Consider the following 13,732-nt stretch of genomic DNA (forward strand, 5'->3'; position numbering starts at 1 on the left):
ATGCCGGGAAGACGCCCCTTGTTTGGTACTACGTCTGACTTACGGGTCATGAAAAGCCGTCATGCAGGGATCAGTGATCGCCCCGGCTGTCCGAAGCGTCGTTCACATACTCGTTCTCGCTTCCCTCGCCGGTCGGATTGTTGTTCTTGATCATGCTGAGCCGGCCTCTCCGCAGCTCGCCGTGCTCGTTGGCGCTGGCGACCGGATCGGATTTGCGGCTGGCGTCGTGCTTGCTGTTGTTGTATCGATTGGACATAAACGAATAACCTCCCGGGTCGGCCGGCCGGAAGCTCCGGCGGCTCGTTCTGGCCTCTCGCCGCATGCCGGCGGAAGCCAAACCTAGGATGCGTCAAACGTCGCTCCGTTATGTACGATCAGACGGCATGGACGCTTGCGGAGAAGGGGACGTCCCCTTCTCCCAATCGTCCCGGAGCAAGAAGCCGGCTGCGCCGTGAATGACTTTGCCTGCAGCCAGATGATCGAAGACGATGCGCTGCAGCGACGTTTCCCGCGGCACGTTCGGCAAATCCGCCAGCTTGGTGCCGAATCCGAATACGCGCTCCAGCGTCTGCAGCTCATCGTATGCGCCCGGAGTGACGCAATAGTCGCTCTGGAAACGGACGATGTTCGCTTCTGCCGGAAGGAGAACAGGCCATTGCGGAGCCAGGAGCCAGGACGAGCAGACGAAAGCCAGGAACGGTTTTTCCGGAAAAAAAGCCGCGAAAAATTCCACGGCTTGGCCGTACGAATCCCGGCAAAGCTCGTGGGACATTTTGCTGCCCTCGGGAATGTGAACGTTCAATACGGTATTTCCGCGCTCCAGAACTAGCTCCCAGTCGCGCAACGATACCGTAACGGCCGTTCGACCGGCAACCGCGCCCGGAAGCACCGGATGTCCGGTATACGCGGAACCGTCCTCATCGAGCGAGGACGTCCATTCCCCCGCAGGATCGGAGATGCCGTTCGTCCCGTCCGCCTTGCCGTCCGCGCGGTAGCGAACGCCGGCTTCGCTGAGACCAAGCACCTCTCCGCTGGCCCGGTTGCGGAACACCTTAAAAGGCCTGTTGTACGCCATAAAGTGGAACTGCAGCCTACCGAGCCGGAACAGTTGGCCCGTCAGATGAGTGTAGAGCCAGTTGGCCTGATCGAGCCCCCATGTGCCGTGCTCGCTGTAATACCGCCGCATCCAGATCGTGATATCGCCCAGCGTATCGGTCAATATCCGTTCGGGAATTCCTTTTGCCTTATACACTTCGATCATCTGCGGGATCCCGCCCAGATAGACGAGCGCCGCCAGCATCCCCGCCTGCGGACCGGCTTTCAGAAGCCGCTCGTTCGTCTCTCTGGGGGCCGTCTTTTCTACAAACAGCTCCCGGTGAAATTGACGCACCCGGTCGGCCTGTTCCGGCTCCGCCCGTACAACCGCAGCCCCTTCGGCTACCGCCGCTGCCGCATCATCGGGCAATCGGGCTGTATCGCAAGCCCAGCGGATAAAATCGGGATGCAGTACATCGACGCTGCCGTCGTCACCGCTCCCCAGTATCGGACTATTCAGCAAACCGGCTCCCCCGCCTTCTATAGTCATGATCGCTTGCTTCAGATTGGCAGCAAACGGATCGATTCCAGCTTCTCCAGCTCGCGGATCATCGCGTACCACGATTCCGGCTTCCGCTCCTGAATCGCGTAGTACGTCTTCAGGAAACGAACGACCAGATCGCCCGAAAGCTCCTTAAGCGACTCGTCGTACGCCAGAAAACACAAGTCAAGGCCGCTCACCGCTTCCCCGTTCAGCTCCCAGGAAGGGTGCACGTACGGGAAGTCGAGCCGCCGGTAGCCGAGATGGGACAGCACTTCGCGCCGGACGAACGGGTCCATCGGCTTGATTCCGCCGAAGCCGTGCTCTTCGACCAAATACGGGTTGTATATTTCCGCAAACATGCCCGTCAACGTTCCCTGCTCGCCGGCCCACCGGTTCAGATCCTTCTGTCTTTCCGAAGCCAGGAAGTGGCCGATGCCAAGCCCCTCGCGGCCGATAATCGTAAAATCGGTCATTGCCACGCCCATCTCGGGATAATACCGGTATTCCGTAGCTCCTACGACCTTTCCGTCAAGCACGGCGACCATTACGCGCAAGCCTTCGTCCCGCAAAGGCTCGGCCCACAGCTCGAACGCCAGCACTTCCTCGGGCGGAAATACTTGTCCCATCAGTTCATGCATTTGCCGAAAATAAGCGTCGTCAATTCCGGTTATCCGGACGAATTCCATAAGTCATTCCCCTTTCCCTTCCATACCGCTAATTGTAGCAGAAACGTCTCTGCGAAGTCATGTGCGCCCTATCGGCAGAACTCCCGGCCGATTGACGAACTCGCCCATCAACCGTTCGAATTCACCAGCCGGAACCGGCGGGCTAAAGTAATATCCCTGAAGCATATCGCATTTCTGCTTGCGCAAATATTCCAACTGATCGGCCGTCTCGACCCCCTCTGCGATTACTTTTAATTTTAAATGATGGGCGACCGCGACGATCGCCGATACGATCGCGTTGTCGTTGTCATTGGATTCGGCAATATCGCTGACGAACGATTTGTCGATTTTGATTTTATCGATCGGGAATTGCTTCAGGTAGCTGAGCGAGCTGTACCCGGTCCCGAAATCGTCGATGCTGATCTGTATGCCGAGCCCTTTCAGATTGGCCAGCGCCGGAATCGTCCGCATGATGTCCATCGCCATACTTTCGGTTATTTCCAGTTCCAGGAATCCGGGGTCGAGCCCGTATTCGCATAAAACCGCATGAACCGTTTCGGCCAAATGCTGCTCCTCGAACTGCCGGTTGGACAAATTGACGGATACCGTGATAGGGGGATAGCCCGCATCCTGCCAGGCTTTGGCCTGACGGCATGCTTCGCGCAGCACCCATTCCCCGATCGGCTTGATCAGTCCGGTTTCCTCGGCGATCGGGATGAACTGCCCCGGAGGGATCAATCCCTTGTCCGGATGCGCCCAGCGGACGAGAGCTTCCGCGCCGATCAGGCTGCCGGTCTGCAGCTCCACCTGCGGCTGGTAATGCACGCGCAGCTCGCCGCGCTCGATCGCCTTGCGCAGACCGTTCTCGATCTCCAGCTTGCGGTGGATCGCCTCGTCCATGCCCGCATCGTACATATGCGCCTGATTGCCGCCCCGTTTCTTGGCATGGTCGAGCGCCGTTTGCGCTTTTTTGAGCAGCGTTTCGCCGTTGCCCTTGTGAATCGGGTACAGGGCGTAGCCGATGCTGGCGGTCAAGTGAAACTCCCTGTCCTCTACGTTGAACGGCTCATCCAGCCCGACCAGCCGCTCCGCCGCGCTCCTCGCTTCGCGTTCGTTCGTCACGCAAAGGATGCAGGCGAATTCGTCGCCGCCGATGCGGGACGCCACAGCGTGGGGGCCGAATGATCCGATCTCCTCGCGGAACCGGTCGGCGTACGTCTGAAGCAGCTTGTCCCCGAGCGTATGCCCTACCATATGCGTGAACGATTTGAAGCGGTCCAGGTTCAAGCAGATGACCGCGAACGTTCCCGAGCGGTCGGGCGACGCATCGAGCATCTGCTCCAAAGCGTCCATGAAGCTTCTCCGGTTTGGCAATCCGGTCAGCTCGTCGTAATAAGCCAGATGGTGCATGCGCCGCTCGGCGCGTCTGCTTTCCGTCCGGTCCCGGGCCATGCAATAGGCTCCGATCACTTCGCCGCCGGAAGCGACGGGTACCAATTGAAACGCCAGCTCGACCTCTGTGCCGTCCAAACGGGCGTAAGCCGCTTCGAACGTCTGCGGTTCTCCGGCCAGCGCCGCGGCGAACATGGACAGCGATTGCCCCCGCTCCTGCTGAACGATATCCGCGAACGGCCGGTTCAGGAAATAGTCGGGAGGTTGCCCGGTAATCGTCACCGCCGCGGGATTAACTCCGACAAGCCGGCCTTGGGCATCGAATGAAAATACCGCGTCGGCGTGACGGTCGAACAAGGTCTGGAACGGGGAGTTTCGGCTTTCCCCCGGTTTGACCAGCCTGTTCGCATGACGTTTGCCGCGGCGAAAAGCTGCGGCGCAGCAGCCGGCGGCCGCCGCGCTGGCAAACGCGAGAAGAAGCATGTCGTTCATGCTGAAATCCAACAGACTCATGGCAAAAGCTCCGATTGTAGGAAATGACCTTGCGGTATATCGGCCCGCTACTTCTGTTTGCGCGCCGTGCGTACTGAGTACAAAACCAAAGCTGATCCTGTGTATTCGGGAAGGCCCGATCCCTTGGGGTGCAAGGGATTAAGTCCATTCCAAGGATACCGTTTAAGGTCTGACTTTGTACTAGACGTCTTATTTCGACATTTTTTTCCGTTCCCCTGCTGCCCTGGATACGATACTGTGCTTATTTCCCAAAAAAATCCGTTCCTTCGAATCTAGCAGCCCGCATCCCTAAATCGGAAATACTGGAAACGACTTGCCGCTGCGGCGGACTCGCTTTCGGAATTGCGCCTCTGCAAAAGCGGTTGACTCGATCGTCCAAATCTTCTACAGTCATTTAGAAAGCATGACCGATTCGGTGCGAAAGGAAGTTGCCTATGCCTGCTTTTAAAATCCCCCTGCGCCAGTATGTCGGACTGCTTCGCGGCTACTTAAGCGCCCAGCGTTCGTCGATCGTCTGGCTATCCGTTCTGCTTGCGGCCGGACTGGTCATGCAGCTTGTCAATCCGCAGCTGATCCGTTACTTTATCGATTCCGCGCAAGGTGCCGCTTCCGACCGGGCGCTGTGGATCGCCGCCGCCTTGTTCATCGGGGTGTCTCTCGTCCAGCAAGGCGTCGCGATCGCGGCCGCCTACATTAGCGAGAACGTAGGCTGGATCGCCACCAACAAGCTGCGCGGCGACGTGGCCGAGCATTGTCTTCGCCTCGATATGACATTCCATAAATCGCATACGACCGGCGCGATTATCGAACGGGTGGACGGCGATATTAACGCGCTCGCCAACTTTTTCTCCAACTTCATTATTACGCTGGTCAGCAACCTGCTGCTCGTCGTCGGCATCGTCATCTTGCTGTTCCGCGAAGGCTGGCTGATCGGGGCTGGCATGTCCGTCTTCGTCGTGCTGGCCATCTGGGCCATCCAATATATCCGCAAATTCGCCATCCCGCACTGGGGAAAGCTGCGGCAGATGAGCGCGGATTTCTACGGGTTTCTCGGGGAGCACCTGGAAGGGACGGAGGACACCCGCGCCAATGGCGCGAGCGATTTCGTCATGCACAAATTCCATACGCTGCTGAGGCAATGGCTGCCCATTCGCGTACGCGCCTTTCTCGGCTGGGCGGCGATGTGGATCACGACGCTTGTCGTCTTTACGCTCGGCAACGCGATCGCCTTCGCCTTGAGCGCCTATTTGTTCAAGCAGGGGGCTATCTCGATCGGCACCGTGTACATGATCTTCTACTACACCGAGCTGATGGCCAAGCCGATCGAGAAAATCCGTACGCAGATGGAAGATTTGCAGAAGGCCGACGCCAGCATCGTCCGCATCCGGCAGCTGCTCGATACAAAGCCGGCAATCCGCGACGGAGCCGGAGCGCCCATTCCGGAGGGGCCGCTGTCCGTCACCTTCGACGGAGTGTCGTTTTCTTACGAAAGCGGAGACCGGCCGACACTGGACCGGATCGACTTCCGGCTGGAGCCGGGGCAGTCGCTCGGCTTGCTGGGGCGGACCGGCAGCGGCAAAACGACGCTGGCCCGGCTTCTGCTTAGGTTTTACGACCCCCAGTACGGCGATATCTCGCTCGGCGGGGTACCGATCCGCAACGACAAGCTTACGCATCTGCGCAAGCGCGTAGGTCTGGTTACGCAAAACATCGAAATATTCCAAGGCACGGTGCGGGATAATTTGACATTCTACGACTCTGCCGTCACTGACGAACGCATCGGGCTTGTACTTGCAGAGCTCGGTCTCGAAGACTGGCTGCGCTCGCTGCCGCACGGTCTGGACACGAGGCTCGATTCGGGCGGCGGCGGGCTGTCCGCCGGAGAAGCCCAGCTGCTCGCCTTCGCTCGCGTCTTCCTGACCGATCCCGGCCTGGTTATACTCGACGAAGCTTCGTCTCGGCTCGACCCGGCGACCGAGCAGCGGCTGGAAGCGGCGATTACGAAGCTGCTGAGCGACCGGACGTGCATCATCATCGCCCATCGTCTCGCGACCGTCCAGCGCGCCGACCGGATTCTCATTCTGGACAACGGGCAGGTAGCCGAATACGGAAACCGCCAGGCGTTGGCGGACGATCCGGAGTCGCGGTTCAGCCGCATTCTGGCGACCGGCATGGAAGAGGTGCTCGCATGACGACGTTTCAACTGATCTGGAAGCTCGTTCGTTACCGTCCGCTCTGGTATACCGTCAATGCGCTTATGTGGACGTTGATCTATCTCGCCCCGATCGCGCCCGGCCTGCTGACCAAAGCGTTTTTTGACGCATTGACCGATTCCGCGGCCGCGAAGCTCGGCTTATGGGCGATCATCGCCCTGCTGCTCGCGGCCGCCGGAGGGCGCGCCGTACTGATCGTCCTCGGGTTTATGACCGACGTTAACTTCCGGATGCGCATGGGCGGCTTGCTCCGGCGCAACATGCTCCGCCATATTCTGAAGGAGCCGGGCGCGAAGGCGATTCCGGTATCGCCGGGCGAAGCGATCAGCAACTTCCGCGACGACGTCGAGCAGACGGAGGAAGCGGTCAGCTGGTCGGTGGACGCTTTAGGCATGACGGTGTTCGCCATCGTCTCGTTCGCCATTCTGGTGCGAATCGACGCGCAGCTGACTCTGTTCGTGTTCGTCCCGCTCGTGCTGGTCGTCACCGCAGCCCAGCTATCGACGGCGAGGCTGCAAAAGTACCGCGCGGCCAGCCGCGAAGCGACCGGGCAAGTGACGGAAGCGATCAGCGAAATGTTCGGCGCCGTTCAGGCGATTCAGGTCGCCGGAGCCGAGGAGCGCGTCATCGGCCGCTTCCGGAAGCTGAACGAGCAGCGCAGAAGCGCCATGCTGAAGGACAAGTTGTTCAACCAGACGCTCGATTCGATCTTTTCCAACACCGTCAATCTCGGAACCGGACTTATTCTGCTGCTCGGCGCCCAATCGATGCGAAGCGGCAGTCTGACGGTCGGCGATTTCGCCCTGTTCGTCTATTACCTGACGTTCGTGACGCAGTTTATCCAGAACTTCGGCAAGTTTCTGACTTACTTCAAACAAACCGAGGTGGCCAAACAGCGAATGGAACAGTTGCTGCAAAACGGCAGCCCGCAGCTGCTCGTCGAGCCGCATCCGCTCTACTTACGCGGGCCGCTTCAGGAACCGGTCATTCCGGCGAAGACGGCCGCCGACCGGCTCGACGTATTGGAGGTAAAAGCACTCTCCTACCGTTACCCGGAGACGGGACGGGGCATCGAGGACATCGATCTTCGGCTGCCCCGCCATTCCTTCACCGTCGTCACCGGGCGCATCGGCTCCGGCAAGACGACGCTCGCCCGCGTCCTGCTCGGGCTGCTGCCGAAGGACAGCGGCGACATCCGCTGGAACGGTCAGCCGGTCGGGGATCCCGGCAGCTTCTTCGTGCCGCCGCGCAGCGCCTACACCCCGCAGGTTCCGCGGCTGTACAGCGACACGCTGAAGCGCAATATTTTGCTCGGGGCGGCCGACAATCCCGAGGCGCTGGACAATGCGATCCGCGCCGCCGTGCTCGAGCCGGATATTGCCGGACTGCCCGCCGGACTCGATACCCTGATCGGCCCTCGCGGCGTCAAGCTGTCCGGAGGCCAGGCGCAGCGGACGGCTGCCGCGCGCATGTTCGCCCGCGACGCCGAGCTGCTCGTGTTCGACGATTTGTCGAGCGCGCTAGACGTCGAGACGGAACGTAAGCTGTGGGAAAGGCTGTTTGAGCGGCGCTCTGCCACCTGCCTCGTCGTCTCCCACCGCAAAGCCGCTTTGGCCTACGCCGACAGAATTCTCGTCCTGAAGGACGGCCGAGTCGAAGCGTCCGGAACGCTCGAGCAGCTGCTCCGGGAGAGCGAGGAAATGCGCCGGTTGTGGAACCGCGAGCTGGAATAGGCGCGCAGCCGTCCGCGGCTCCGAGGGACTGACGGCTAATCTCTGCTCGTATACATGCCAGGCCGCCGGATGATCGGTTGGCCTGTTTGTGTTTTCTAGTCCCTTCCCTTCCGAATGAAGGACCGCCTTGCTGCTCAGGCTTGTTTTCAACTCCTAAATTGAAAAAAGGCCCGGCGGATAAAATGACTTTCAGACCGGTCAAAACGGAAGGAATTCCGTACCCCGCGTCGAATGGTATGTTGTGAAAAATCCTATATACCGCAAGGAGGTATTTTCCATTTTGCCGCGGCAAGCCCGCTTATAAATCCAAGCTGGAGGGTGAAATCGTATGAGAGACCGGGTATGTAAAATATGCGGCAAAGGCCATTATGCCAAAGACCTTTGCCAAAAATGCTATATCAAGAACAGAAAGCAGCAGCTGCTTGAAGCTGGAAACGCGCCGATCCAACCGGCAAAAGCAGCCGTAGCCGCCACGACCGACAGAGGCACTTGCGCCGCCTGGCTATGCAACGAGGAAGTGTACGGCATGGGCGTCTGCGCCAAGCATTATGAAGAATGGGCAATGGAGAACATTGCTTTGGGCGATATGTCCAAAAAACAGCGCAAACCGCGCACGCCGAAGCCCAAGCAAACCGCCGATTCGGTGTAACGAAGCCTTGCCCTAGAATATCGCTTGTACAGGCTTGCCGGATTGCGGCAGGCCTGTTTAACGTCTCCTATCGGAAGCCGCAGGCGGCTGGAACGACGATTCCCAATTCGCCAAAACGTCGGACAGCGGAAGTCGCATAGCGGACATCAAGAATCCCTAATGGCGGGAAGCACAAAAAATCGCCGGATTACGCTTCCGGCGATTTGCATTACTACTCTGGTGTGAACGAATCGGTCGATCTTCCTTCCCATAAAACGGTTACCGCACCCGCCGAGGACCGGGTCTTACGATACGGTCCTGCTGCGTCAAGGCGCTCAGCAGCAGCACGATAGCAGAGATAATGTGCATGATCATACCGAGCACCGGAATCATGCCGATACACGAAGTGACGATCCCGACGACGCTGCCCAGCCTTCCGGCGTTTCCCTTATGACTAATCAACAGGGTGACCAAGTGGAGAAGCAGCATGACCCACAAGGCGTTGTAACCGGTGAATATGACAAAGGCGCCGCCCAGCACGGGAATGCCCAAGCATCCTTCCATGATCCCCGTAACGAATTTCATCAGTCGCGATAAGCTCATATCGGTATCCTCCTGCCTGTTTGTTCTGTACCTGTAGTATAGCACCCGTCCTTCGGAGGCGGCATCGGACCAAAGAGAAGGCATTCCCCCGTCCGCGGTCTGGTTCATCTTTCCTCCCCGCACCGGATACGGCCCGCGTTTGCTACCGGAATGATCTGCCAGCAACAGTTGTATTGCTTGGACGCTTCGAGTCTGTTATCATAGGAACAAATGTTCCCATTTTAAAATATTGAGGTGAGCCTATGAAGCGCAGCATCCGATACGAGTCCCTGCCGGTCAAAACGCTGCTCAATCCGGTCAAAGCGCCGTCCATGCCTTTCGACTGGTCGGTGAATCCGTACCGCGGCTGCCAGCACGGCTGCGCCTTCTGCTACGCCCGGGCGACTCATGCTTTCCTTGGCGCCGAAACCGACGATACGTTCCAAAACCATATTTTTACGAAGGACAACGGTCCGGAAGCGCTCCACGAACAGCTGCGCAAAGCGGCTCGCTCCCGCAAAGGTCTAAGCGGACTGGGCCGCATCGCCATCGGAACGGCGACCGACCCTTATCAGCAGGTGGAGGCCAAAGCGATGCTGACCCGCAGGTGCCTGGAGGTTTTAGCCGAGTACAACGTTCCCGTCTCCATCACGACTCGCTCTCCGCTTATTTTGCGCGATCTGGACCTGTTAATGCGCTTACCGGACGTTTCGGTCAACCTAAGCATCGGCACGCTCCGTCAAGACGTTTGGCGCAGCTTCGAGCCCAGCACCCCCTCCCCGGCCAAACGGGTCGAGACGCTCCAGCGGCTTGCAGACGCCCACATATCGACGAACGTATTCATCGCTCCCGTCCTGCCCTACCTGACCGACGACGCCTCCGACCTGCGCTCCCTGATCGAAGCCATCGCCGGCTGCAAGCCCGATAGCGTGATGACCTCCGTTCTGCGTCTGAGCACCCGCGAAGTAAAAATGTGGTTTTTCCGCACCCTGCACGAGCGCTACCCGCAGCTGTGCGAGACGTACGCCCGTCTGTACAGCGGCAGCGCCCATGCACCGGAACATTACCGGGAGACGCTCAAGCGGACGGTTAGGCTGCTGCTGGAGGAGCATGGACTGTCCGCATCCGGCGCGCAGCCCCGTCTGCCCGAAGCGGCGGCGATTGCAGCGGCGCTGCCGGAACCGGCGCAGCAGCTTTATTTGTTCTGAGACAGCCTCTCGGAGTGAAACAAGCACAACAAACAAGACGCCCCCGTCCCCGTTTTCTTAGCGGGCAACGAAAACGTCTTGTTTCAGCATTTTGTCGGAGCGTAACTCAATCCAGGTCCAATATGCCTGGATTATAAGGCTGGAACTCGATTGGCTTGCCGTCCGGCAGAGAAAAGATCGGCCCCGGATTTAAGAGGTTCGGCTTCACGGACGCGGCTTTGCGAAGGAGACACGACTCGAAGTGCCAATTGGCGAATTTCAAATCCCCCGTTGATTTGTATACATAATCGAACCAACCATAACAGCCCATATCGCCGGCGTGGGAAGTCGGCGCTTTCACGACGAGCGTTCCGCCTATAACCAGAGCAGCGGCAAGAGCAAGCCGGATAGCGCTACCTGCAAGCTTGTTTCTTTTCATTATTTATCCCTTCCTTTCGTTTTTGGTTGTTTTCCAGTATAGCAAAAGGATGAAAATGGAAAAATGCTTCGATGGTCACTTTTTTCCGGGACGTTTGGACAATCCGGTTCCGGTTGTTTTCGCATGAAAAAACGCGCCCCCTCGATATCGAGAAGGCGCGTTGTTACCAGGTTAAGGGTGTATGCTGATGAAGGGATTCGAACCCCCGACCTACGCATTACGAATGCGTTGCTCTACCAGCTGAGCTACATCAGCGTGCTTGTATTGGTTCGCACTTAATATATATTACTCATTTTTTGCTAAATGTCAACAGCGTTTTTTATTTTTGTACGGGAATCGACACGAACATTGGCGAAAGTTCTAGAAAGTGGTGTTGGCTGCATAACGGTTATCGTATATGATTAAGATATAACGCTTTCAACGGTCCTGAAGCAGAGCGCACGCGAACGATAGAGAAGAAAGGGGACGGTGGGCTGCATGTTCGGACATATTCCTATATTGGGCAAGCTTTCGTTTCAACGAAAGCTGCTCCTTTCTTCGCTTCTGCTGAGCGTTCTGCCGGTGCTGCTGCTCGGAACGGCTGCATCGTTCGTCGCTTCTACCAGCATTCAGGCGGAAGTAAACGCCAAGCACGATACGATGCTGCGGCAAATCGAGTTTCAAGTCGACTCGCAGCTGAAACGGCTCGATTATATGTCCATCCAGATTGCCGGAGACGTCACGATCGAGAAGTCGGTAAGGCTGGGCATTTCCATGGACGACCGGGAAGCGCTTGAATCAACCCTCGACATGGTCGAAACGATTCGCAAATATCGCACGGTGGCGGACATCCCGTTCAACGCCTACATCGTCTACAACCGGTTCGACACGGTGTACTCCAATAAAGACGGGCTGCTGACAAAGCAAACGTTTCCTTACTTCGATGTCCTTCGGCAATATACGCCAAATTTCACAGGCTCGCTGTTTCTGCCATCCAATACGTACCCGAATCAGCCCGATTTTCTGATCGTCCGCCCGATCGGCAGCTCCTCCACGGTGGACGGAGTGCTGTTTTTGGAAGCGGAGCCGACCAAGCTGTACGAACTGCTGCAGTCAGTGCAAATGGGCGCCGACAGCCAACTGCTCGTCGTGGACCGCAATGGCCGGATCGTGCTCAGTCAAAAGCCGCAGGAGATCGGCACGACTTTGCCGACGCCATTCGCCAAAAAGCTGGCCGCTTCGCCTTCCGGGGACTCGCGGGCCAAACCGGTCTCCTACGGGGACGACGACTACCATGTGACCGTGCACCGCTCGGGCTACAATGATTGGACCTATGTGATTATCGTCCCGCAAAGCGACCTTACCGCCAAAGCCGCGTTGATCCGGCAGGTGACCTGGCTGATCGCGGGTTGCGTGGCGCTCGTCTGGGCTTTGATTGCCCTGTTCGCCTCCAAGCGGCTTTACAACCCGATCCGTACGCTGCTGCAAAAGCTGCCGAACCGCGCCAAGCCTTCCGATGACGGGCTGCAGCATCTCGATGCGTTCATGCAGCAAGTGATGGATACGAACCGCCGGCTGGACAACGAGCTTCGCGAGCAGGCGCCGCAGCTGCGGGAGAATACGCTGCTCAAGCTGCTGTACGGGGAATGGAACGATGCCGAATTCGCCATCAAGTCGCAGCAGTACGAGCTGCCTCTGCACGGGCATTCGTTTGCCGTGTGCGTGTTCGAGGTCGATGCGTTTATGGAGTTCCGGAACAGCTACGAAGGCAAAGATCGCTCCTTGATGATGTATGCATTGACGAAGCTGGTCGCGGAGATGGCGGCCGATGCCGAATTTAGCTCCGTCACTGTATCTCCGTCGCTCGGCCAGGTGGCGCTGATCGTCGGTACGGACGGACCTGACACCGCTTTCGCCGAACGGATCGAGCAGTTGTCCGTCAAAGTTCGCCATAAGGCGAAGGAGTTGTTCCGCTTCACACTGACCGCCGGGGTCAGCCGGGCACGTCCCCAGTACCGGGGCATTCACGAAAGCTATCTGGAAGCGATCGACCTGCTCAGCTTCCGCTTGCTGCTCGGTCACGACTTGACGATCAGCCAACGTTCCATCGAATCGCTGGATGCCGTTAAGCAATCCACGCGTAATTTGATCAAACGCCAAAACACGATCGTCAAACGGATTGCCGAAGGGGACATGGATACCGTCTATGCGGAGTTTGACGCGATGGTGCGGGACATTCCTCATCAGGTTACCGGATTCAAGCCGGTTATCGGAATTTTCACGAATCTGATCGCCGAAATCGACCACCTGCTCGACCAGCTCGGGTTCGAGTTGCAGCCGATGTTCCCTTATAACGTGTACGGCCGCATGAACCAGTTTCAATCGCTCGACGAGCTGCGGGATTGGTTCAAGCAGCAATTTTTCCCGGCCTTCCACGAGCACTTCGAGAAGCTGACCGTGCCCAATCAGACGAAAATCGTTCACCAGGTCGCCGAATATATCCGGAACGGCGCAGAGGGCGAGCTTTCCCTGCAAGAGGCCGCCTCGCGCTTCGGGCTTTCCTCCTCCCAACTGAGCCGGATGTTCAAGGAGGAAATGAACGTTAATTTCATTGATTATTGCATTCAGGCCCGCATGTCGAGAGCCAAAGAATGGCTCGTCCATTCGGATATGCCGATCAAACAAATAGCTGACAGGCTGCAATATACGACAACGCAAAATTTCTCGCGCGCCTTCAAGCAAACGACCGGCATGTCGCCGGGGCAATACCGGATTACCGTCCGCCATCAGCAGTAGTCCGCAATACCTGTATATACAGCGCC

The 13,732-nt window shown here is 58.0% G+C and carries 11 protein-coding genes and 1 tRNA gene; 5 read left to right on the forward strand and 7 right to left on the reverse strand.

The features are described 5' to 3' along the window. Nucleotides 1-70: 70 nt before the first annotated feature. The 4 genes from ABD796_RS08635 to ABD796_RS08650 form a co-directional block, all read right to left on the reverse strand. Entirely contained in the window at nucleotides 71-256 is a 186-nt protein-coding gene (locus ABD796_RS08635; RefSeq protein WP_344905918.1) for a hypothetical protein, read from the reverse strand. A 108-nt stretch (nucleotides 257-364) separates the two neighbouring features. Next, nucleotides 365-1,657 (reverse strand): acyltransferase domain-containing protein, encoded by a 1,293-nt coding sequence (locus ABD796_RS08640; RefSeq protein WP_344905921.1) that lies wholly within the window; start codon nucleotides 1,655-1,657, stop codon nucleotides 365-367. Then, on the reverse strand, nucleotides 1,597-2,265 hold the full coding sequence (locus tag ABD796_RS08645) for a GNAT family N-acetyltransferase (RefSeq protein ID WP_344905924.1): 669 nt from the start codon (nucleotides 2,263-2,265) through the stop codon (nucleotides 1,597-1,599). Before ABD796_RS08645 ends, ABD796_RS08640 begins: the two co-directional genes overlap by 61 nt. A 57-nt stretch (nucleotides 2,266-2,322) precedes the next feature. Then, the gene (locus ABD796_RS08650) at nucleotides 2,323-4,149 is read right to left on the reverse strand and encodes a putative bifunctional diguanylate cyclase/phosphodiesterase (protein WP_344905926.1); all 1,827 of its coding nucleotides are present in this window, start codon (nucleotides 4,147-4,149) and stop codon (nucleotides 2,323-2,325) included. Between the two features lie 434 nt (nucleotides 4,150-4,583). Here ABD796_RS08650 and ABD796_RS08655 point away from each other — a divergent pair, with 434 nt between their 5' ends. From ABD796_RS08655 to ABD796_RS08665, 3 genes are all read left to right on the forward strand, one after another. Then, a complete protein-coding gene (locus ABD796_RS08655) occupies nucleotides 4,584-6,341 on the forward strand; it encodes an ABC transporter ATP-binding protein (protein WP_344905929.1) in 1,758 nt (585 codons plus the stop codon). Continuing rightward, a complete protein-coding gene (locus ABD796_RS08660; protein ID WP_344905931.1) occupies nucleotides 6,338-8,095 on the forward strand; it encodes an ABC transporter ATP-binding protein in 1,758 nt (585 codons plus the stop codon). Before ABD796_RS08655 ends, ABD796_RS08660 begins: the two co-directional genes overlap by 4 nt. Nucleotides 8,096-8,423: 328 nt before the next feature. Then, nucleotides 8,424-8,744 (forward strand): hypothetical protein, encoded by a 321-nt coding sequence (locus tag ABD796_RS08665; protein ID WP_344905934.1) that lies wholly within the window; start codon nucleotides 8,424-8,426, stop codon nucleotides 8,742-8,744. Between the two features lie 258 nt (nucleotides 8,745-9,002). Here the strand turns inward: ABD796_RS08665 and ABD796_RS08670 are convergent, their stop codons facing one another. Continuing rightward, complete coding sequence (locus ABD796_RS08670) at nucleotides 9,003-9,326, reverse strand: hypothetical protein (protein ID WP_344905937.1); 324 nt, start codon at nucleotides 9,324-9,326, stop codon at nucleotides 9,003-9,005. A gap of 242 nt (nucleotides 9,327-9,568) precedes the next feature. On the opposite strand from ABD796_RS08670, the gene ABD796_RS08675 reads away from it, so the two are divergent. Beyond that, nucleotides 9,569-10,513 carry an SPL family radical SAM protein gene (locus ABD796_RS08675; RefSeq protein WP_344905940.1) on the forward strand — a complete coding sequence of 315 codons (945 nt, stop codon included), beginning with the start codon at nucleotides 9,569-9,571 and terminating at the stop codon, nucleotides 10,511-10,513. 106 nt (nucleotides 10,514-10,619) lie between these two features. Here the strand turns inward: ABD796_RS08675 and ABD796_RS08680 are convergent, their stop codons facing one another. Together ABD796_RS08680 and ABD796_RS08685 are read right to left on the reverse strand one after the other, a co-directional pair. Continuing rightward, nucleotides 10,620-10,931: a hypothetical protein gene (locus tag ABD796_RS08680; RefSeq protein ID WP_344905943.1), complete on the reverse strand. Its 312-nt coding sequence runs from the start codon at nucleotides 10,929-10,931 to the stop codon at nucleotides 10,620-10,622. 182 nt (nucleotides 10,932-11,113) lie between these two features. Then, a tRNA-Thr gene (locus ABD796_RS08685) sits at nucleotides 11,114-11,186 on the reverse strand. A gap of 222 nt (nucleotides 11,187-11,408) precedes the next feature. Here ABD796_RS08685 and ABD796_RS08690 point away from each other — a divergent pair. Beyond that, nucleotides 11,409-13,706 carry a helix-turn-helix domain-containing protein gene (locus ABD796_RS08690; protein ID WP_344905946.1) on the forward strand — a complete coding sequence of 766 codons (2,298 nt, stop codon included), beginning with the start codon at nucleotides 11,409-11,411 and terminating at the stop codon, nucleotides 13,704-13,706. The last annotated feature ends 26 nt before the right edge of the window (nucleotides 13,707-13,732 follow it).

Source organism: Paenibacillus hodogayensis (genome assembly GCF_039536325.1).
GTDB lineage: Bacteria > Bacillota > Bacilli > Paenibacillales > NBRC-103111 > Paenibacillus_AB > Paenibacillus_AB hodogayensis.